The organism is Bradyrhizobium prioriisuperbiae (assembly GCF_032397745.1).
Lineage (GTDB): Bacteria > Pseudomonadota > Alphaproteobacteria > Rhizobiales > Xanthobacteraceae > Bradyrhizobium_A > Bradyrhizobium_A prioriisuperbiae.
In genome coordinates this window covers 3,685,554-3,706,157 of the sequence record NZ_CP135921.1, presented here as the reverse complement: position 1 = coordinate 3,706,157, position 20,604 = coordinate 3,685,554, and the positions used below count along the sequence as shown (strand labels likewise).

At 63.1% G+C, this 20,604-nt stretch carries 16 protein-coding genes; 7 read left to right on the top strand and 9 right to left on the bottom strand.

Annotation, left to right across the window (positions count from 1 at the left end; genetic code table 11):
- Positions 1-2 precede the first annotated feature (2 nt).
- Positions 3-1,217, bottom strand: a complete 1,215-nt coding sequence (locus RS897_RS17405) for an MFS transporter (RefSeq protein ID WP_315837751.1) — start codon at positions 1,215-1,217, stop codon at positions 3-5.
- Positions 1,218-1,530: 313 nt separating this feature from the next.
- Between RS897_RS17405 and flhA the strand changes: the two genes are divergently transcribed.
- Positions 1,531-3,663 carry a flagellar biosynthesis protein FlhA gene (gene flhA / locus RS897_RS17400; protein WP_315837750.1) on the top strand — a complete coding sequence of 711 codons (2,133 nt, stop codon included), beginning with the start codon at positions 1,531-1,533 and terminating at the stop codon, positions 3,661-3,663.
- A gap of 197 nt (positions 3,664-3,860) precedes the next feature.
- Entirely contained in the window at positions 3,861-4,061 is a 201-nt protein-coding gene (locus RS897_RS17395; RefSeq protein ID WP_315837749.1) for a hypothetical protein, read from the top strand.
- 226 nt (positions 4,062-4,287) lie between these two features.
- On the opposite strand, the gene RS897_RS17390 is transcribed toward RS897_RS17395, so the two are convergent.
- The 4 genes from RS897_RS17390 to fliI all read right to left on the bottom strand — a co-directional run bounded on the left by RS897_RS17390 (position 4,288) and on the right by fliI (position 7,762).
- On the bottom strand, positions 4,288-5,154 hold the full coding sequence (locus RS897_RS17390; RefSeq protein ID WP_315837748.1) for an anti-sigma factor: 867 nt from the start codon (positions 5,152-5,154) through the stop codon (positions 4,288-4,290).
- Between the two features lie 17 nt (positions 5,155-5,171).
- Positions 5,172-5,720, bottom strand: a complete 549-nt coding sequence (locus RS897_RS17385; RefSeq protein WP_315837747.1) for a sigma-70 family RNA polymerase sigma factor — start codon at positions 5,718-5,720, stop codon at positions 5,172-5,174.
- Positions 5,721-5,907: 187 nt separating this feature from the next.
- Positions 5,908-6,327 (bottom strand): flagellar export protein FliJ, encoded by a 420-nt coding sequence (fliJ, locus tag RS897_RS17380; protein WP_315837746.1) that lies wholly within the window; start codon positions 6,325-6,327, stop codon positions 5,908-5,910.
- Positions 6,328-6,436: 109 nt separating this feature from the next.
- Entirely contained in the window at positions 6,437-7,762 is a 1,326-nt protein-coding gene (gene fliI / locus RS897_RS17375) for a flagellar protein export ATPase FliI (RefSeq protein WP_315837745.1), read from the bottom strand.
- A 371-nt stretch (positions 7,763-8,133) separates the two neighbouring features.
- On the opposite strand from fliI, the gene ctrA reads away from it, so the two are divergent.
- From ctrA to RS897_RS17350, 5 genes are all read left to right on the top strand, one after another.
- Positions 8,134-8,835, top strand: coding sequence for a response regulator transcription factor CtrA (ctrA, locus tag RS897_RS17370; RefSeq protein ID WP_315837744.1), 702 nt, complete (start codon positions 8,134-8,136; stop codon positions 8,833-8,835).
- A 238-nt stretch (positions 8,836-9,073) separates the two neighbouring features.
- Positions 9,074-9,478: a DUF350 domain-containing protein gene (locus RS897_RS17365; protein ID WP_315837743.1), complete on the top strand. Its 405-nt coding sequence runs from the start codon at positions 9,074-9,076 to the stop codon at positions 9,476-9,478.
- A gap of 10 nt (positions 9,479-9,488) precedes the next feature.
- Positions 9,489-9,842: a hypothetical protein gene (locus RS897_RS17360; RefSeq protein WP_315837742.1), complete on the top strand. Its 354-nt coding sequence runs from the start codon at positions 9,489-9,491 to the stop codon at positions 9,840-9,842.
- Between the two features lie 80 nt (positions 9,843-9,922).
- Complete coding sequence (locus RS897_RS17355; protein WP_315837741.1) at positions 9,923-10,159, top strand: hypothetical protein; 237 nt, start codon at positions 9,923-9,925, stop codon at positions 10,157-10,159.
- A 10-nt stretch (positions 10,160-10,169) separates the two neighbouring features.
- A complete protein-coding gene (locus tag RS897_RS17350; protein WP_315837740.1) occupies positions 10,170-11,327 on the top strand; it encodes a glutathionylspermidine synthase family protein in 1,158 nt (385 codons plus the stop codon).
- A 92-nt stretch (positions 11,328-11,419) separates the two neighbouring features.
- On the opposite strand, the gene RS897_RS17345 is transcribed toward RS897_RS17350, so the two are convergent.
- From RS897_RS17345 to RS897_RS17330, 4 genes are all read right to left on the bottom strand, one after another.
- Complete coding sequence (locus tag RS897_RS17345) at positions 11,420-12,088, bottom strand: Fe2+-dependent dioxygenase (protein ID WP_315837739.1); 669 nt, start codon at positions 12,086-12,088, stop codon at positions 11,420-11,422.
- Positions 12,089-12,155: 67 nt separating this feature from the next.
- Positions 12,156-12,647, bottom strand: a complete 492-nt coding sequence (locus RS897_RS17340) for a hypothetical protein (RefSeq protein ID WP_315837738.1) — start codon at positions 12,645-12,647, stop codon at positions 12,156-12,158.
- A 148-nt stretch (positions 12,648-12,795) separates the two neighbouring features.
- Complete coding sequence (locus RS897_RS17335; RefSeq protein ID WP_315837737.1) at positions 12,796-13,329, bottom strand: hypothetical protein; 534 nt, start codon at positions 13,327-13,329, stop codon at positions 12,796-12,798.
- Positions 13,330-13,391: 62 nt separating this feature from the next.
- Positions 13,392-20,600: an FG-GAP-like repeat-containing protein gene (locus RS897_RS17330; RefSeq protein ID WP_315837736.1), complete on the bottom strand. Its 7,209-nt coding sequence runs from the start codon at positions 20,598-20,600 to the stop codon at positions 13,392-13,394.
- Between the last annotated feature and the right edge of the window lie 4 nt (positions 20,601-20,604).

Sequence of the window (20,604 nt, the reverse complement as noted above, 5' to 3'; positions counted from 1 at the left end):
CGTCAGGCCAGCGCCATCCGACTGCGGGCGCGCAGCATAAGCCCGACGCAGATCGCGACGTTCAGCGCATTCCAGGCCACACCGTTGCTAAACGCGGCCGCGTAGGAGCCGGTGGTATCGAAGATCACGCCGGACACCCAGCCGCCGAACGACATGCCGAACACCGAGGCGAAGATCACCATGCCGACACGGGTGGCGGCTTCACGCGCCGGCATCGCCTCGCGCACGATGATGGCGTAACTCGGCACGATGCCGCCCTGGAACAGGCCGAACATCGCCGAGATGATGTAGAGCGAGGACAGCGAGTCGAAGAACAGATAGAACAGCAGTGCCGCGCCCTGCGCGACCGACCCGATCAAGAGCGTGCGCAGGCCGCCAATCCGGTCGGCCAGCCAGCCGGAGCCGATCCGGCTGACGATGCCGAACGCCAGCATCAGTGACAGCATCTCGGCGCCACGCGCCACGCCATAACCGAGGTCGCCGCAATACGCGACGATATGGACCTGGGGCATGGCCATCGCCACGCAGCAGGATATCGACGCGATCGACAGGATCACGGTGAGTGTGTTGGTGCTGAGCCGTAAATCGAGCCGCGGCGGCGATGCATTCTCGTGGGTGCGCCTGGTCTCACCGCCGATTTTCGCGCGCAGCACGGCGAGAACAATGATCATCCCCACGGTGCAGACAACAGCCACGCCGATATGGGTGGCGCGCCAGCCCGCGTACGCCATGCCCCGCTCCACGACCGGTGGCCAGACCGTGCCGGCGACATAGTTGCCGCTGGCAGCGATGGTCATGGCGAAACCGCGATGCCGCTCGAACCAGTGCGAGGACTCCGCCATCAGCGGCCCGAATGTCGCAGCGCCGCCGAGCCCGATCGCCAGATGCATGGCGTTGTACTGCCACAGCGCCCCCGCAAGGCCCGCCCCGAGATAGCCGAACCCCAGCGCCACGGTGCCAAGGCCGATGGCGGCGACGATGCCCAGGCGATCGGTCAGCCATCCCATCAGGACGCCACCGGCGCCGAAACCGAGCATGGTGCAGGTATAGGCAAGCGAGGCCGCGCCGCGGCTGACGCCGAAGTCGGCCTGCACCACCGGCAGGGCGACGACCACGGACCACATGCCGACGCTGCCGAGCGAGCCGATGATCAGGGCAAGCCCAAGCCGGACCCACGCCTGGCGCGAGTCAGGGACAAAACTGGATGATTGAGACATTGAATCGATTAAACCCGGTGCCCATAGATTGGGCGCCAGGGGTCTCGCGGTCAAGTCATTCTCCGAATGCCCCCATGCAAGCATAAATATGCTGTCCGTCGACCGGAGGAGCTCCCGCGCGGGCCCGGCGTTAACCGTTTGCTAACCATAAACCGGGCAAATTTTGCCCAGTGCAAGTGAGTGTCGTCGGCCTGCAAGACGGGGGGCTCCCGTGGACGCCAGTGCGGTGAATCACTTCTCGGTTGGCGGCCCTCCGGCCGCCGCGCGGACGCTTGGCGGCCGCGAACGTCACGGGCGTGGGGAAGCGGCTGAAATGGTTGATGTGACTGCGGGCGACGGCGCGGCGGCGTCCGGATCCGGAATTCCCTCATTTGCAGATATCGGCCGCATCCTGCGGCGCGGCGACATCGCACTGGCGATCGGCATCCTCACCATCCTGGTGGTGCTGATCATGCCGCTGCCGGCCCTTGTGCTCGACCTGTTTCTGGCGGTGTCGATCACGCTCTCGATCCTGATCCTGATGACGGCGCTGTTCATCCAGTCGCCGATCGAGTTCTCCGCATTCCCGACCGTGCTGCTGATTTCCACCATGCTGCGGTTGTCGCTCAATCTCGCCTCGACGAGGCTGATCCTCAGCCACGGGCACGAAGGCACCGCCGCCGCCGGCCACGTCATCGAGGCGTTCGGCAACTTCGTGATGAGCGGCAATTTCGTCATCGGCATCATCGTGTTCGTCATCCTGGTGATCGTGAACTTCGTGGTCATCACCAAGGGTTCGGGCCGCATCGCCGAAGTCGCCGCCCGCTTCCACCTCGACGCCATGCCCGGCAAGCAGATGGCGATCGACGCCGACCTGTCCGCCGGCCTGATCGATGAGAAGACCGCGCGCGAGCGGCGCAAGGCACTGGAGGACGAAAGCGGCTTCTTCGGAGCCATGGACGGCGCCTCCAAATTCGTGCGCGGCGACGCTGTCGCCGGCCTGCTTGTCGTGTTCATCAACATCATCGGCGGCATGATCATCGGCATCGCCCAGCAGGGCCTGCCGTTCGCGGAGGCCGCCCGCTCCTACACCCTGCTGACCGTCGGCGACGGCCTGGTCACCCAGGTGCCGGCGTTGATCGTGTCGACCGCAGCCGGCCTGCTGGTCTCCAAGGCGGGTGTCAGCGGCGCCGCCGACAAGGCGCTGATGAAGCAGTTTTCCGGCTATCCGCAGGCGCTCGGCATGTCGGCGGCCGTGATGCTCCTGTTGGCCGCGCTGCCGGGAATCCCCTCGCTCCCCTTCCTGCTGCTCGGCGGCGGCGCCGCCGCGCTGGCGCTGGTCGCCCGCAAGAAGAACAACAAGGCAGCCGTCGCGGAAGCCCAGGCCGCTGCCGCACCGGCCGCAGCAGCCGCTGCTGCAGCCGCCGCGGAAGAGCCGATCTCGGCGGCGCTGAAGATCGACGATCTCAAGATCGAGCTGGGCTACGCGCTGCTGCCGCTGGTGAATGGCCCCGACGGCACCGACCGGCTCACCGAACAGATCAAGGCGCTGCGCAAGTCGCTGGCTATCGAAATGGGTTTTGTGATGCCGGCGGTGCGCATCCTCGACAACGTCCAGCTCGAGGCCAACACCTACATCATCAAGATCAAGGAAGTGGACGCCGGCACCGGCCGGATCTGGCCCAGCAACTACATGGTCATGGATCCCGCCGGCGCCCAGGTCGCGCTGCCCGGCGCCCACACCACCGAGCCGACCTTCGGCCTGCCCGCCACCTGGGTCGACGCGTCGCTGAAGGAAGAAGCGTCGCTGAAGGGCTACACGGTGGTCGATGCCGCCACCGTGCTGTCGACCCATCTCACCGAACTGTTGAAGAACAACATGTCGGATCTTTTGTCCTACGGCGAAGTGCAGAAGCTGCTGAAGGAATTGCCGAAGGAACAGGGCGAACTGCTCAAGGACATCGCGCCGGGACAGATCAGCATTTCCGGCATCCAGCGCGTGCTGCAGCTGTTGCTCGCCGAGCGCATCTCGATCCGCGACCTGTCGACCATCCTCGAAGGCATCGCCGACGCGCTGGCGTTCTCGCGCAATCCGGCGACGGTGGTGGAGCACGTCCGCGCCCGGCTCGCCCGCCAGATCTGCGCGCAAAATACCTCCATCAACGGCTACATGCCGCTGATCGCGATGTCGGCGAAATGGGAGCAGGCGTTTGCCGAATCGCTGATCGGAACCGGCGAAGACCGCAGCCTCGCGATGCAGCCATCCCGGCTGTCGGAATTCATGACCGCGGTCCGGGAACGGTTTGAGCAGGCGGCGCGTGAAGGCGAGGCTCCGGTGCTGGTAACATCTGCTGCGGTCCGCCCGTTCGTCCGCTCTTTGGTTGAGCGTTTTCGGTCACAGACAACCGTTTTGTCGCAGGCGGAGATTCATCCCCGCGCCCGGCTGAAAACCGTCGGATCCATATAAATAGCTGATATAATTCATATATTTCTCGAATAAAGAAACCGGCCTCGCGGCCGTTCAAGTCTTATCACCGCTTTGTGATCAGCTATTTGGAACCGGAAGCCGGATCACCACGTTCTCACTGCACGTAACGTTGAACCCTGCAAGCCAACGACGCGACCAACGTCTTGAAGCAGGAGACGGGACGGCAGGAGGCTACCGTGAACAACCACTCAATTTACAGTGCGGATCGTTCGACCCACTTGAAAGTTGTTGTTGTCGCGCTGGTCGCCGCCATCTTGGTCGCAGGAGTGGGCATCACAGCTCGGCTCGGCGCTGATGATGGCGGTACCCAAACCGCGCGCGTCATGAAGGCCGGCAAGCCGGTCGTCCTGACCAGCAATGGTTCCGTGGTTCGCTAACGAGATTTGGTTTCGCTAACAGGATTTCGGATTTCAGGAATTCACGAGGCTCTTTACCAGCCCCCCAAAGTCGCCCCGTGGATATGTAGACTACCCACTACCCCAAGTGACTACCCCATGACGACCCCGTCACTTCCCCAAGTGACAAATTGGAAAGCGCCCGCTCCCCACGGGCGCTTTCTTCGTTTTGGATTGCTGTCTTCGTTTTGACGTCGGCTATCCGGGATCAACGCGTCGATGGCGCCGTTGGTACCGTCTCGACCAGCTTGCCGCTGAACACGACGGGACCGGTCGGCAGGCTTGTCGGCGAGCCGCCTTCGGGCTCGACAGTCACGGCATAAGTCGCCTGGTTGATGGTGTCGGCGTCGTAAGCCGCAAGCGCCGGGCGTGTAGTGAAGTTGGCAGCGCCGATCAAGCCGAGTGAGCGCGGGGTCTGCAGCTTGTCCGAGACGATCCACAACTCATAACTCTTGCCCTGCTCGCCCTCGGCGCTCACCTTGCGCACCGTGAACGCCTTGGTCGCCACATCCACCGTCAGAATGAAGGCGGGTGCGTCGCTCCCCTTCTGAAGCACCGCGACGAATTGCGCCGGCAACGGCGCAGGCACCTGGACCTGCACGGTCTCGATGCGCGGCTTGCCACGCAACGCGTTCGGCAGCCAGTCGGGCCGCGCCACCTGAAGCACCACCAGCGCGAACAGCGACGCCGCCAGCGCCGCGGCCGCAGTGGCGAGGTTGCGCCAGCGTTTGGCGCGTCCGGAGAACGCGATGATCTTCGCGCTCTCGGCCTCGGCATCCGGTGCGACAACGACGGGGGCCGGCGGCGGTGGCGGCGGAAGCTCCGGCAGCACCAGCGGCAATTGCAGCGACGACAGCCCCACGGCCGACCTGATCTTTTCCCACAGCTCCGCCGGCGGTTCGACTGAACCGACCATGGCGTTCAACTCGCCGAGCCGGTGCTGCCAGCTTTCGACCAGCACGCGATAGTCCGGATCGACGGACATCATGGTGTCGACCTGCGCGCGCTCTTCGGCATTGAGGGTGCCGAGCACGTATTCCGCCGCAAGGACGATATGGTCTTCGCTGTAGCTCATTCGATCATGCAGACCCGCTAGGCGAGCCCGAGGCACTCCCTGATTTCGAGCATGCTCCGGCGAAGCCAAGTCTTCACCGTATTCACCGGCGCATCGAACCGTTGCGCCAACTGTTCACGACTCCAGCCGTTGTAATAGGCCAGCAGCACAAGCTTCTGCCGGTCCGGCTCGAGCCGGCCGACGCAGCCCAGAAGCCGCTTCAACTCCTCGGTCATCTCGCGCCGCTCCAGCGGATCAGGCGTATCCGACGCCACATCCATCGCGGACGGCTCATCCTCGATCGAGGCCTCGCTGCGCTTGCGCAGGATATCGATCGCACGGTTGCGAGCGATCGACACCATCCAGGTGATAGGAGAAGCGAGACCCGGATTAAACTGGCCGGCGCCATTCCATATTTTGACATAAGCTTCCTGGACGACCTCTTCCGCGAGATCCTGTCGCCGCAAGATACGCAGCACGACACCGAAGAGTTTCGCCCTGGTCGCGCCATACAGGCGCTCAAAAGCAGCCTCATCGCCCTTGGCGACAGCGGCCAGCAGCCAGACCAGTTCAGCCGGCGTCAGCATGCGATGTCCCCACAACCCACCGGAAACCCACGGCTATTGTCCTCTGCCCAGCGAAGCACCGACTTTCGTATCACATCTTGAAGCAGGGATAGCCAGCCCGTCGGCAACAGTCCCGGGAAAAACGAAAACCCGGGCCTGCCCGGGCCCGGGTTCCAAAACATCAGCCGATATCGGCAGTCGTGGCCGGTCAGGCCAGCGCCCCGAGCCGCGCCCGCATCAATCCGATGCTGTCCATATCGGCCTGCTCGCGGGCATTTTCCTCGGCACGTTCGCGGGCCTGGTCGCGCTCATCGAGCAGTTCAACCTTCTTCAGTTCCTCGAACGCCTCGCCCAGCGCCGCCTTGGCGTCCTCGAGCTGGACCCGCAGTTCGTCCGCCGACCGGGTCAGGTTTTCACGCCGCTGGATCGCCGCCTTGGCGTAGGTCGGATAGGCGAAGTGGGTGGGGTCGTTGATGCCGGCGCGCTCCTGCTCCAGCTGGATCTCGCGCTCCAGATCGTTCGACATCCGCTGAAAATCAGCAATCATGCCCTCGATCTGGGCGACCCGTCGGCGCTTCTCGTCAACCTGAAATTTCTTCAGGCGGATCAGCGTGTCTCGTGACTTCATCGACTCGTACTCCCCAGAAGTCCCCCTGCAAACGCGGGACGATGCCGGTCCCCCGAAAGGGCCCCGCCGGCATTTACTCCAAAGTAGCGGCGATCATGGCCCGACAAAGTTAGCGTTCCGTTTCCAAGGTCCCGACAATTTGTTCAAGCCGTTGGTAGCCCTCCAGAATGCCTGTGGCCTCGTCCTTGGCCTGGCGCAGGAAGTCTTCCAGCGGCCCGTGCAGCCGGATGGCCTCGTCGACCTCAGGACTGGAGCCGGCCCGGTAGGCGCCAAGCCGGATCAACTCCTCCATATCGGCATAGGTTGCCATCACCTGGCGGCCGCGGCTGATGACCGGCACGAACGCCGGGTCAGCTGACTTTGGCATGGTGCGCGATACCGATTTCAGCACGTTGATCGCCGGATAGCGGCCACGCTCGGCGATGGCGCGCTCCATCACGATGTGGCCGTCGAGAATTCCGCGCACCGCGTCGGCGACCGGCTCATTGTGATCGTCACCATCCACCAGCACGGTGAAAATGCCGGTGATGGTGCCGGCGGCAGTGCCGGGACCAGCGCGCTCCAGAAGCTTCGGCAGTTCGGTAAAGACGGTGGGCGTGTAACCCTTGGCAGTTGGCGGCTCGCCCGCGGAGAGGCCGATCTCGCGCTGCGCCATGGCGAAACGCGTCACCGAATCCATCAGGCACAGCACATCCTTGTCTTCATCGCGAAAATACTCGGCGATAGCCAGCGTCAGATAGGCCGCCTGCCGCCGCATCAAGGCCGGCTCGTCCGAGGTCGCCACCACCACCACCGACCGTGCCAGGCCCTCTTCGCCAAGATCGTCCTGCAGGAATTCCTGCACCTCGCGGCCGCGTTCGCCGACCAGGCCGATGACGGAGACATCCGCATCGACGTTGCGCGCCAGCATCGACAGCAGCACCGATTTGCCGACACCGGAGCCGGCAAAGATGCCGAGACGCTGGCCGCGGCAGCAGGTGAGAAAAGTGTTGAGCGCCCGCACGCCAAGATCCAGCGGCGCCCCCACCCGCTTGCGCGAATGCGCCGGCGGTGGTGCGTTGCGATATGGTACCGGCGAGGCGCCCTGGGCCAGCGGCCCCTTGCCGTCGATCGGCTCGCCCATCGCATTGATGACGCGGCCGAGCCAGGCCGCCGACGGCCGGACCTGCCCGGCCGCGTTCGCGATCACCGCCCGGCAGCCGCGACGCACACCTTCGAGTCCCGCGAACGGCATCACCACCGCGTTGCTGCCGCTGAAGCCGATTACCTCGCAGGGAATGAAGCGGTCGGCGCCGGTCTCCACCACAATGCGCGCGCCGACCGACATGGCATGGATCGGGCCGGCGATCTCGACCATCAGGCCGCGCACACCCACAACACGGCCATAAATATTGACGCCCTCGATGTCGCCGATCTGCTCCGCGAGTGCTTTCATTGCGAAAACCTTAAGTTTTGGAACTGCTAGGCGTGGCCCTTAACTTCGTGTTTACCCGCATCGTTAATCATTGCGTCACTGTCTTTGGTAACTGAGCGCGCTCGCCCATCAGGACGAAGGGTGAGTCGCGAGAATCGGTTAGGCCCGATTCTTAAAGTGGAACTTGAACACGAGCGGGCACAAAAAACTGGTTTAGCGCAGTATCTTAGGTCGATTCGGCGAATTTTGCACCGATAGAGCTTGCGCCAACGAATCAGGTTTTGTTAACCATATCAGGTCAGGGTCCGAATCAGTTGTTCAAAGGCGTTTCCAGTGCCGCACGACTTGCGGCTCGACCTGACGCCCGGAGCGGCGGTTTATAGGGGACTGGCATGCGCGTATTGCTGATAGAAGATGACAGCGCCGTCGCGCAGTCGATCGAATTGATGCTCAAATCCGAGAGCTTCAATGTCTACACCACTGACCTCGGCGAGGAGGGTGTGGATCTCGGAAAACTTTATGATTACGACATTATCCTGCTCGACTTGAACCTGCCGGACATGTCCGGATACGACGTTCTCAAGCAGCTGCGTGTGTCCAAGATCAAGACACCGATCCTGATCCTCTCCGGCCTCGCCGGCATCGAGGACAAGGTCAAGGGTCTCGGCGTCGGCGCCGACGACTATATGACCAAACCTTTCCACAAGGACGAGCTGATCGCCCGCATCCATGCGATCGTGCGCCGTTCCAAGGGCCATGCCCAGTCCGTCATCCAGACCGGCGACCTCGTGGTCAACCTCGACACCAAGACGGTCGAAGTCGGCGGCCAGCGCGTCCACCTGACGGGCAAGGAATACCAGATGCTGGAGCTGCTTTCGCTCCGCAAGGGTACCACCCTGACCAAGGAAATGTTCCTCAACCATCTCTATGGCGGGATGGACGAGCCGGAGCTGAAGATCATCGACGTCTTCATCTGCAAGCTGCGCAAGAAGCTCGCGAACGCCTCCGAAGGCCGCAACTTCATCGAAACGGTGTGGGGCCGCGGCTATGTGCTGCGCGAGCCGCACGAGGAAGACGTCCGCATTCCGGCCTGACGCTTTCACGGCGAGCCGCGAGGGTTTCTCAAGGCTCACTCCTCCCGACTGGACCCCGCCGTGAATGGCGGGGTTTTTGTTTGGATCGAGCGCACAGTCGTGGAATCGACCGCGCGCAGCCCATATCGGCGCCGCCTCCACCGATTGATCGAACCCACAAGCCCCTTGCCCCGACAGACGATGAATGGCTGGTTGCGCGTTTCGCGACGCCAAGAAAGCCATCAAGGGGGCTGCACCGATGATTCTGCAATCGCTCGCCGGACTGCCAGCGTTCCTGGTTTATTTCTGCACGGCGATCGTGGCCGTGGTCGCCTATCTCTTCGTCTACACCCGCGTCACCCCGCACGACGAATTCCAGCTGATCCGCGACAACGTGCCCGGCGCCGCCATCTCGCTGGGCCTCAGCCTGCTCGGCTTCACCCTGCCGGTGATCAGCGCCATGACGCACGCGTCCAACGTGTTCGACTGCCTGATCTGGAGTGCGGTGGCGCTGATCGTGCAGATCGCGGTTTATTTCATTGTGAAAATTCCGGTGCCCAACCTGTCGACCCGTATCGCCGACGGCGAACTGGCGCCGGCGATCTGGCTGGGATTGTCGTCGCTCGCCGCCGGCGCGCTGAACGCCGCCTCGATGACCACCTGAGGGCCCCGTCATGAAGCGCTCCGGTCATGTCGCCCTGCTGCTGATGGGAACCGCGGCGATCGGCGGCACCGCCTACTCGCTGATGCCGAGCGAGACCTGCACGCCGGAGCGTCCGGGAATAACGCGGCCGGACGGCAGTCCAGCCGAGTGCGGCCAGAGATCATCGTCCTCGTCATCAGGCGGCGGCTCCCATTCATCATCGTCGTCGGGATCGCGAAGCAGCTTCTTCAGCAGCGATTCGTCGTCGACGCAGAGCGACTCGACTCACGCGGCGTCCGGCGACGCCGGATCGTCTCACGTCTCCCGCGGCGGCTTCGGCTCGTTCGCACACTCCTTCGCATCGCATTTTTCCGGCGGCGGATAAGGCGCACCATGGCCTCCATCCGGCTTGTCTTCCGGCGAGGCCGGATCAATACTGCGCGCAGGTTTCCGGGGATGAACCACATGAAGCGCTCGCGCCGGGTTATCCTGATGGTCATGGGCAAATCGATCGGCACGATCGCCGCGGCAACTCTCATTCCCGCGCAAGCGCTGGCCCGCAGTTGCGATCCCAAGTCGTCCACACCGCCATTCGACCCAGCACCACGCAGCAAGGCGTGCAAGACCCGAGGCGGCTTCGGCACCTCGCCACGCACCTTCAACGATCCAGCCGCCTCACGCGAATACCTCACCGCGAGCTGACGCCCCTTCCATGCAACGCATCGTCTGTCCCGAACGTGACGACTGGCAAGCCACCGCCACCGCGACCGGCTTCGTGTTCTATGCGCCCGATGGCGAACGCTATTGGGACGAACGCGCCTACTACGCCCTGACACTGGAGCAGATCGAGCGCGAGATCGAGACTCCAACCGGCGAGATCGACGGGATGTGCCGCGAGCTTGTGACGCGTGCGGTCGACGACGAGCGCATGCTGCGGCTGCTGAAGATTCCGGAAAATTTCTGGACCTACATCGCCGCCAGCTGGAAACGCAACGACGCCAGCCTTTACGGCCGCATCGATCTGCGCTTCGACGGCCATGGCCCGGCCAAACTGCTGGAATACAATGCCGACACCCCGACCTCACTGTTCGAAGCGGCGGTGTTTCAGTGGACCTGGCTGGAGCAGGCGATCGAGCGCCAGATCATTCCGCGCGACGCCGACCAGTACAATTCGCTGCACGACCAGTTGATCGCGCGATGGAAGGAGGTCGCCCAGGGCCGCCCGGTCCATCTGGCCGGCATGCTCGGCAACGAGGAAGACGCCGGCACCATTGCCTATCTCGAGGACGTTGCCCGCCAGGCCGGGCTCGACACCACCCAGATCGACATCGAGCAGATCGGGTATCGCGACGACGGCTGCTTTGTCGATCTGGACGAAAAGCCGATCGAACTCGCCTTCAAGCTCTATCCCTGGGAATGGATGGTGCGCGAGAACTTCGGCGCCAGCCTGAAAGGCGCCTCGACCCGGTGGATCGAACCGCCCTGGAAGATGATCCTGTCCAACAAGGGTATCCTGCCGCTGTTATGGGCGATGTTTCCCCGTCACCCGAACCTGCTGCCGGCGTATTTCGACGACGAACCCGCGGCCGCCGAACTGGGGCGCTCCTATGTGCGCAAGCCGCTGTATTCCCGCGAGGGCGCCAACGTGACCATCGTCAGCGGCGGCGAAACGCTGGACGAGCAGCCGGGCCCCTATGGCGCCGAGGGCCACATCCGCCAGGCGCTTGCGCCGCTGCCGAATTTTTCCGGTCAGTATCCGGTGCTGGGAAGCTGGCTGGTGGGCGGAACACCGTGCGGACTATCGATCCGCGAGGACGAGGCTCCGATCACCGGCAACCTGTCGCGGTTCATTCCGCACGCCATCCTCTAGGGCAAGGTGAGTAGAAATCGAATATTTGCGGCAACGGATGGCACGCGCACGGCCCTGCTTACAGCGACGAGAACGACAAGTGTGGCCCGATCTCAGGGGTCGAACCACATGCGGTGGAGATTCTCGCGAATCTTGGCGAGCACCGCACTCGTGGCTCCGATCTCGCCACCTCCCTCGATCAGCCCGCGCAATCGCTCCACCTCGACCAGGATTTCACGCTGGTCGTGACTGCGCACCCGGCTCGTGATCCAGGTGAGCGCCACCAGCCGTTCCCCGCGGCTCACCGGAATGACCTGATGCAGGGTCGTTGCCGGATAAGCCACCAGTGATCCGGCATTGAGCTTGACGTTGAAACGCCCCCATGGACCGTCGATGGCCAGCTCGCCGCCATCATAGGTGTCCGGGTCGCTCAGGAACAGCGTAACCGACACGTCGCTGCGGACGGTCGGCTCGCCCATGAAAGCGGAATCGACGTGGGTGCCATAGCTCATTCCCACTCCATACCGGCTCAGGCGCGGGCGCTGCATCGCCGCCGGAATGGCGAAGCCGCGCAGGGCATCGCATCCGAGCAGCGCATCGGTCAGGATCCGCTCTGCCTCGGCGGCGGCTTCGCCGTCGGGGCGCATCTGCTCGTTGTGCTTGAGCTCGCGCGCGAGGCCGGTTGCGCTGCCGCGGCCGTCCTCGAACAAAGCCGCCCTCGCGAGCATGCGCAGACGCGCAAGTTCGTCCGCGGAGAGCACGTTGTCGATCGTCGTGAACATGTCGCTCCCGTACAACTGGCTTACCAAACCCGCAGCGACGGCTGCTGCTCGATCGATATCGGCAAAATCAAGTGGAACTGCCTGAACCGCTCGTGCCACCGTTCATCGCCGTGAACGTCACGACGCAATCGCTGCCCTTGCCCTGCGTGGCACTGCCTTGCACGGTGAAGTTAGCCGAGGTCGCAGAATCGGTGCCTTCGCCGGTGCAGTTGTTGGAATTGACGATGGCGCAGGTGCCGGTGTAGCTGACCGTCAAGGTTTGCGGCGTCCCCGATGTCGTCGCGTTGGGCGCATACATGCACTGGATCACGATGGTGCCGCCGGCATTGCCGTTGGTGCCCTCGGCCGAGCCCGCGGTGAATGTATAAGTTTCATTCTGCGCCACCGAAATCGGCATTTGGGGCGGGCTGTTGCCGTCCGCATCGGTGAGTGTACCACCCTGTCCGTTGGACGACGGTCCTGCCGAGGTGATTGTAATCGCGGCAGGGCTTCCATCGGTATAGGTCACGTTGGAATTTGTGACTTTGACGAGCATTCCTTCACACGCACTCGTGGTCATGTCTCACTCTCCTGTTGCCGTGAAATCCAGATCGCCGCGCGCGAACTCACGCGTCATCGATAACGAGGTCTCGCACCCTTGCAGGCCGGTCAGTGGTTATCGCTCGAGATCGGACTCGCAAGGGGGCGCCGGGTCTTCGTCGACGAAATCAGCTGCCTGCCGCAGATGCAGCGGCCGTTGTGCTCGAGCTCGATGTGCCAGAACCGCTGGAGCCGCCGTTCATGACCGTAAAGCTCACGCCGCACGCGCTGCCCTGGCCTTGTGATCCGCTGCCCTGCACGGTGAAATTCGCGGATTGGACCGAATCCGTACCGGAGCCGGTGCAATTGCTGGCATGACTGGGAAACGCGCTAGGCTGGCCGGAATAGCTGACGGTGAGGATTTGCGGTGTACCCGGCGTCGTGCCGTTCGGCGCATACATGCACTGGATGGTGAGCGTGCCCTTGGCCCAGCCGCCCGAACCTTCGGACGACGATGCCGTGAACGTATAGCTGCCATTGTTGGCGACGGCGATCGGCACTTTTGGCGGGCTGTTGCCGCCCGCATCGGTCAGCGTCCCGCCGCTGCCGTCCGACGCCGGTCCCGCCGCCGTGATCGTAATCGGGGCCGCGCTTCCATCGGTATAGGTGACGTTTGAATTCGTCACCTTGATCTGCATTCCATTACACGCGCTGGTCGCCATAACCGCTTCTCCCTTTTAAATTGAACGATGGTGATGAAAACCTTTCCTTGCTGACGGACCCGCTACAACGCGAGCAACGCCAGGAAGCTCACAAGAACGTCGGCGAACGACGCGCTGCCGCCGGCGGCCGCGGCCGTATCGACGCCAACCTCGACTCCGGCGGCCACATCGACGCCTGCTTCGACCGTGTCGCCCACCGCGCTGGCAGCGACATCGTCCGCTGCGGCCGATTCGCTTGCCGCATCGCCGGTCAGCGACTCCTTGTCGGAGCTTTTAGCGTCGCAACTCGCACCGCCGTTGTGCACCAGCACGCCGCCTGCGTAGTAGGAGTGAGCCGCGGACACTTCAAAATTATAGACCTTCACCGCACCGGGCACCGGCTCGACCTTCGTAACCACGCGATCGCTTCCGCTCAGCACAACAAGCCGGTCACCGACCTTGAGATGCCGGGCTCTGACCCAGCCGCGTCCCTGAACCTTGAAGGGGTGCTCGGCTGTTACTTCGGTCACCTGATCCTCGATGGTGACGCGCAGCACACCCGGCGCTGTTCGCTCGTGCAGGCGTGTGACCGGATAAAGACCGGGCCTGCCGAGGGCGGCATCAAAGGCCCAGACCTTATCGCCAATGCGGATGTCACTGATCGGTCTGATGCCGCCATTCACCGAAATGGGGGTATCGTGCGCGAGCGACATCTCAAATCCGTTCTGCTCGCAGATACCTCGGTAGTGATTGGCCTGCACCTGCGCGATGTCACGCTCATTGACCGTCGTTCCCAGCTGGTTGCGCAGCTCGTCGCGCTCGGCGTTGGCATCTCCAAGCTGGTCCAAAGCCTGATCGCGCTCCTGATTCGCTGCATCACGCTGTTGATACGCCGCATCGCGCTCTTGACGCGCTGTATCGCGCTCTTGTCGCAATCCAGCGATCCCTTGGTTGACCTGCTCGAGCGCTCCGTTCAACAACGCATCCGGGTCATCGACGGCAGCGCCACGGCCCGTCACCCGGTTTTTGAACGAAACGAGCGCATTACACAGGGGAGCGATAATCCCTCCGAGGCCTCCCAAGGTCGCCGCGCCAAGTGTAGCGCCAGCGATCCCGAGAAAAGCCTTGTTGTCCTCAGCCGTGATCCCACTGGAAGCTCCACCAAGCACGCCGCCGGCAACAAAACCGACGACACCCAAGACGGCGCCTGTGGCGTTACAGCCAGCCTGACGTCCATCCGGGTCCCACATCATCACCGGATTGTTCAACACCATGGCATAGCGGTTGAACGCATCCTGCTGCAGAGGATTGCCGCCAAGCTGCTTGTCGCCGGTGACGAAGCGGCCGATCGCCGGATCGTAATAACGCGCGCCGAAGTAATACAGGCCGGTCGCCTGATCGAGTTCGTGGCTCTGGAACTTGGACCGGTAGGCGCCGGAGTTGCCGGGCGTCACCTGCACCGTCGCGCCATAAGGTTGATACAGCATGCTGGACAGCAACATGCCGCTGGTCCCATCGGTGACAAGGCGCGTGCTTTGGGTCAGCGGATTGCGATGAAAATAAATTCCTTTCGACGCCGTGCCGCCGCTCGATCGCGTGCCGATGAAACCGCTTGGTCCGAGCAGGTTGAGGCTCTGCGCGACAGATCCTGCGCTACTGCCTGACGTCGTCACCATCAACGATCCGATGTAATCAGTGGTCGCAACAACGGTCTTGCCGTCGGTCGCGTAGGTGATCTTCTGCAGGCGCTGGCCGCGATAGTCATAGAGATAGCGTTCGACCAGCTTCCCGTTCTTGCGAGCCTCGATCAGGCGTCCACGCGCGTCGTAGACATAGCTCCACTTGTCGCCGGACGGTGTTTGCTTGAATGTCATGTTGCCGCGGCGGTCGTACCTGGCGTTGAAGCCATTGCTGCCGCTCAGCACCTGGTAGGTCTCGGCAGCTCCGACCGACTTGTATTGGTAAGTCGTCGTCGCAGCGCCGCTGGTCTGCGTCAGGTTGCCGTTGGTATGGTACTGGTAGCCGAGGCTGCCGTACTGCGCGCTGACCGCGCTGGTCAGGCGATCGAACGTATAGCTGTAAGTCTCGGTCAGGTTCGTCGAGCCTGCAGACGTTCCGGTCGGGAAGCCGTTGCACAGCCCGTTGCCGGCGTTCGCGGAGCTGGTGCAATCGACGAGCTGCGCGACATGGCCGAGATGCGACCACACATAGGTGTTGGCCATCAGATTCGGCACCGAAGCGCCCTTTCCCCACACGGAATGATTCTGAACCTGGCCTAGCGGGGTGAAGCTGAATTTTTCCACCACCCCACTGCTGTAGGTGACGGTCTGCGGCTGCCCGCTCATCGTATAGTTCGAATAAGAGACGAGCGGCGCGCCGCTTCCCGCGAGCGAAACGGACGCAGGCCATCCGGTCGCTGTGTAGCCATAGCTCAATGTCGTCTTGGCTGTGTCGGGATAGCTGACCTGGAGCGGCGCGCCGAGCGGTGTCGTCGTGCCGGTCACGGTCGCTGTCCCTGCTCCAGAAGTCAAAGTGCCGACGTTGGCGCGTCCATAGCTGTCGTAGCCGAAGGCATAGGCTGAGGTGGCTTCGCCACCACGCTGCTTCGCCGCCGACACGCCGCTCCGGCGTCCCTTGAGATTGCCATAACCGACGCCGGGCGCAGCCGATGGAGCGACCGCGTCATAAGTGTAGGAAATCACCTCCGCCAGTTCGCCGAGCGCGCCGGAGATCGACGTGGTCTTGGTGCGGCCCAGGCCGTCGTAAGTGAATTGCGAGGCGCCTCCGACCGCATCCGTCAGGGTCAGCAACTGTCCGAGCGTATTGTAGCTCGTGGTCGCAGTGCCATTGGCGTTGTCGGTTACCGACCATGCGCGCCCCAGCGAATCGCGCTTGACCGTCAGCACGGCCCCGAGCGGATCGACCACCGATATCGGCCGTCCCAGATTGTCGAAGCTATAACTGGTGACTGCCGTGCCGCCCTGGTTGGTCAACGTCGTCGTCTTCCGGCCGCCGTTGAAGAACAGGAATTCGGTGCTCGAGATGTCCGGAGCATCGGTGTTGGCAGCGGCGGTGCGCATCGTGGTATTGGGCGCCGCATAGTCCCAGCAGATCGTCGAGGTGGTCGCGATATCGTCGGCGCTGCACGGTTGCGCTGCAGGTTGCGCACTGGCATCCCGGCCGGCATAGGGCACCGTCACGCGCTTCTTGCGGCCGTACTGGTCGTAGGCGGCGCTGATCCATGACGCGGGCGAGGTGCCGGCGGCATAAGGCAACGACACCTGCTTGATGCGTTTGCGGGTCAGGAAGGAAATATCGATGGCGCTGTTCTGGTTATTGTCGCCCTGCGCAATGCGGCGGTAGGGTCGGCCGAGCCCGTCCAGGAAGGTCTGTATCCATCGCGTCTTCGCGCTGGCGAAGGCATTGGCCCAATCGGTCCGCGAGGTCGTGGTTTGCACAATCGCAGCGTTGCCGGCCGACCAGGTGGTCGCGCTCAGTGTCGTGACGGTGGCGCCGGTGAAATCGGCCGAGACACCGGTTGAGCCATAGAACGCGGACTGGTCGCCGAGACAGTTGACGTCAGTACCGCTTGCACCACCGTCGCCCAGCGGTCCTTGCGTGACGCTGGCCGAGCCAAGCACATCGACGCACGACAGGTTGACCACACCATTGGGGCCCTTCGATCCGACCCGTGTTCCAAACCGGGCATCGTAAGCAAGTGTCGTCATCAACGCCGAGCCGGAATTGGCGGGATCGGCCAGCGGCGTCGTGACGGTCTGCGCGAAGGTGTTGAAGATCGGATCGTACCCGATCGCAAAACTGGTATTGGCGACGGTCGCCGGCGAGCCGCCCGACTGATTCGTTGTCGCGACCGAGGTGATGTTGCCGATGCCGGCGGCGTCGCGGCCGACCACCTTGCCGAGCCAGCCATTGTTGCGATCGTCCCAGCGGACGCTTGCGGATACGTTCTGCTTGCCGTCGTAAGCGGTCTGCGTCCAGCTCAGGTCGGTCGAGGAATCGTACTGATAACTCGACCAGGCGTCGGCGGCCGGGCAAGTCGGACTGATCGACTGCTTCTGATTGACCATGAAACCAATCCGCCACGGCGACTGCGAATTGGAATAACTGGAACAGGTGTAGAGCGGTTTGACGCCATTGGCGATATCGCCGAAATTCGCCTGATAGATGCCATTTCCGTAGCTGTCGTAATTATAGAGCTGCTCGAGCCGATACCCGAAGCTCGCATGCGCAGCGCCTTTTTTCACCAGCAACACCTGGGCAACGCCGGCATCGGGACCGAGCGGCGCATAGCGCGGATCCTGCTGACAACTTCCAGCTCCTGCCTCGCAGAAATAGGCCTGCCGCACGGTATAAAGCGTGCTCTGGGTGCCGCCCGCATTGCTGCACTGTTGTGACGCCGATGCAGCCGTACATGCGACGGCACTGCTGATCTTGCCAGTGAAGGGAAAGTTCTGCAGAAAGCTGAGCGTGAGGTTGTTTCCGACGGATGCGTCGTAGACGGCAACGGTCTCGAAGCCCTGCCAGCCGAGCCCGCGCAATCCGACACGTCCGTTGGTGTAATAGAGATTATTCCGATAACTGTAGTTCGATGCGTTGCGCGCGGCATCGTTGCTCAAAGTATAGCTGGACACAACGTAGAGCGGCACGCGATCCAGAATGTAGAGCTGCGGAAAGCCGAGCACCTTTCCGCTGGGATATTCCGGCACCGCCAGCTGGCCGTACACAGCCGCATTGGTGAGAGGCGCGTAACTCACGGAAACCTGGCCGCCAAGGCTGCTGGTCATGGTGGTGGCGAGATCGGGATACGACGGCGACCCGACCAATACGTTCACGCCGCCGGTGCTCGATGTCGTGCAGACCCAATCGACCAGGCGATCGCCATTGAAATCCATCCACGCCGAAGTGCCACTGCAGGATGCCGCACTTGTCATCGGTGAAGACGGCGCGGCCTGGATCCCGGTGCCGGACGACAATTGAAAATAGATCGAGCTGAAAGAGGGCGCATAGCAGATCAGATCGGCGAGGCCGTCACCGTTGAAATCGGCCCAGGCCGGCATCGCACGCGTGTCGCCGCCACACCCCAGCGAGGCGGTCGCCGGGCTGCCGGGCGAACCTGCTGCGGGGTCGGGATTGACCAGATTGGCACCCGTCGCCACCAGCATGGACACGCTGGATAGATTAGTGGCGACACATGTCCAGTCGGGCAATCCATCACCGTTGATGTCAGCCCATTGAATCGCGGCGTTGCCCTGACAGCTCGCACTACCGGTCACTTGCCCGGCGGTGTTGGCGGGATTGGCGCTGACCATCCCGGTGCCGGTCGACAGAAATACACTCACCCCACCGCCGAGGGGATCGCTGCAGGTGAGGTCCGCAAGTCCGTCACCGTTGAAATCGACCCAGTTATAGACCGGCGTGTTTGCGCAAATAGCCGGCACTTGTATCGGGGTAATGTTCGAGAGCTGCGTCGGCGTGGCGCCTTGGATGGTGGAGAGGGTTTCTCCGTTCGACAGCAGGACGTAGACGAGAAGGTTGCCGCTGGTGCCCGTGGTGCAGATCCAGTCAGCAAATCCGTCGCCGTTGAAATCGGCCCAGGCAACGTTGCCGGACGAAGGACACAACGCCTGCACATAGTTGGCGCTGTCGTTGCCCTTCAACCGGCCAGGCGTCGCACTGCCACTCGGATCCCCGTTCTTCGTCGGCAGCACGGTGGAGCCGTTTGATTCCAGAACGTAGAAGTAACCCTGGTTGTCATAGCACACCCAATCGACATCGCCGGAGGCCGTGAAACTGGTCCATTGCACCGACCCGTTGCTGCACTTGGCCGTCACGCCCGTCAGCGTTCCATCGGGCGACGCGCCCGTGGGTGCAACGAGTGTCGCCGCGCCGCCGAGCGACGCGAGCAGAACCTTGACCGTGCCGGTGTTGTAGGCATCGTTGCAGATCCAGTCCGGCAGACCGTCGCCGTTGAAATCCGCCCAGCTCGTGACCGCCGTGCTGGCACAGACGGCATTGACGGTGTTCAGGCTGCTGGTCGCGCCGTTGACGTTCTGGACCGTATTCGGCCCCGACTGCCACGTGAACAGATTGGCAGGCAGGCACGTGGTGCCGTCGGCACCGCATTCCACCAGGGAATAGAGCACGCTGCGGCCGGTGCGCGTGCTGAATCCCGCCATGCAGGCCGTGTCCTGGTCGCAGTACGTCAGGGCGTAGGAAGCAACCTGCGAGACGCCGCTCGCCGAACAGGACAGCAAGGAGATCGCCCCCGCGTTCAGACAGGACATGATCTTTGCAAGCCGCGCGCCGGTCGTCACACGCGCGCCGCCCTGGTATTGCGTCGTCGGATCGGGGCGGCCGGCGTAGAAGAACTGCACGGAGCGCTGCGCCACGGTAGCAGGGCTAGCCGAGGCGTTTGCCGTATAGTCGATGCGCGAAATATAGTATGCGCCGACCCCGCCAGCGCCGGCGATGGGAGTGCCATCGAGCGCCATCGGCGCGCTGGTATAGCTGAGCGCGATGCTGTTGCCGTTGCGATCGGTGATCTTGTTGAGCGCCCAGGCCCGAACCGAGCCCTGCTTGCTGCCGCCAGAGCCGAACAGATTCTGTCCGGCGGCATCGAGCGCCAGGAACTGCGCGCCGTTGGCACGGCCGTATTCGAGCTGAGTGCCGTCCTTGAGCGTGACCGCAAACCAGCACGGCCCCGAGCCGCACGCGCTGCCGTTGTCGTTCATCGCATTGGCGACGACATTTCGCCAACTCTCGATCTGGGTGTGATAGACGCTGCCGTCCTGATAATAGGGGCTCGCTTTTGCTCCGGCGACGTTCATAAGGCGTGCGCCGTCAAGACAGAAACGATCATTGGCGTTGTAGTTCACGCCGCTGGCAAAGCCATCCGTAGCATAGTTCGCGCCGCAGCGCGTGATTTGTGACAATCCGCTGAGGCCCCAGCCGACGCCGAGCGATCCGTTGCCACCTTGGCTGCTGTAGGCAAACGACAGGTTTGGTTGCAGCTTTTGCGTTCCAGGCGCCACACGGATCGGCAGAGCATAGGTCGCCGCGCCGTTGGCGCTGACATGATAGGCCGCACTGCGACTGTTAGCGGAGGAGCCACCCTGCTGAGCCTGGGCAACGGATTTTTGAGAACTTGGCTGCACCCCCGACGGTTGCGTGGGCTGCGAGATCCTGGTCTTGGTCTGGGCCGTGGCGAACCCGCTGAGGCACGCCGTGATCAACACAAGCAGACTAGCGATGGCGAGAAGACGTCGTGACATCTTG

What these genes read in the sequence shown, in the direction of transcription:
- RS897_RS17405 (WP_315837751.1), bottom strand. Translation starts at nt 1,217, where the DNA reads ATGTCTCAATCATCCAGTTTTGTCCCTGACTCGCGCCAGGCGTGGGTC.
- flhA (WP_315837750.1), top strand. Translation starts at nt 1,531, where the DNA reads ATGGTTGATGTGACTGCGGGCGACGGCGCGGCGGCGTCCGGATCCGGA.
- RS897_RS17390 (WP_315837748.1), bottom strand. Translation starts at nt 5,154, where the DNA reads ATGAGCTACAGCGAAGACCATATCGTCCTTGCGGCGGAATACGTGCTC.
- RS897_RS17385 (WP_315837747.1), bottom strand. Translation starts at nt 5,720, where the DNA reads ATGCTGACGCCGGCTGAACTGGTCTGGCTGCTGGCCGCTGTCGCCAAG.
- fliJ (WP_315837746.1), bottom strand. Translation starts at nt 6,327, where the DNA reads ATGAAGTCACGAGACACGCTGATCCGCCTGAAGAAATTTCAGGTTGAC.
- fliI (WP_315837745.1), bottom strand. Translation starts at nt 7,762, where the DNA reads ATGAAAGCACTCGCGGAGCAGATCGGCGACATCGAGGGCGTCAATATT.
- ctrA (WP_315837744.1), top strand. Translation starts at nt 8,134, where the DNA reads ATGCGCGTATTGCTGATAGAAGATGACAGCGCCGTCGCGCAGTCGATC.
- RS897_RS17365 (WP_315837743.1), top strand. Translation starts at nt 9,074, where the DNA reads ATGATTCTGCAATCGCTCGCCGGACTGCCAGCGTTCCTGGTTTATTTC.
- RS897_RS17360 (WP_315837742.1), top strand. Translation starts at nt 9,489, where the DNA reads ATGAAGCGCTCCGGTCATGTCGCCCTGCTGCTGATGGGAACCGCGGCG.
- RS897_RS17355 (WP_315837741.1), top strand. Translation starts at nt 9,923, where the DNA reads ATGAAGCGCTCGCGCCGGGTTATCCTGATGGTCATGGGCAAATCGATC.
- RS897_RS17350 (WP_315837740.1), top strand. Translation starts at nt 10,170, where the DNA reads ATGCAACGCATCGTCTGTCCCGAACGTGACGACTGGCAAGCCACCGCC.
- RS897_RS17345 (WP_315837739.1), bottom strand. Translation starts at nt 12,088, where the DNA reads ATGTTCACGACGATCGACAACGTGCTCTCCGCGGACGAACTTGCGCGT.
- RS897_RS17340 (WP_315837738.1), bottom strand. Translation starts at nt 12,647, where the DNA reads ATGACCACGAGTGCGTGTGAAGGAATGCTCGTCAAAGTCACAAATTCC.
- RS897_RS17335 (WP_315837737.1), bottom strand. Translation starts at nt 13,329, where the DNA reads ATGGCGACCAGCGCGTGTAATGGAATGCAGATCAAGGTGACGAATTCA.
- RS897_RS17330 (WP_315837736.1), bottom strand. Translation starts at nt 20,600, where the DNA reads ATGTCACGACGTCTTCTCGCCATCGCTAGTCTGCTTGTGTTGATCACG.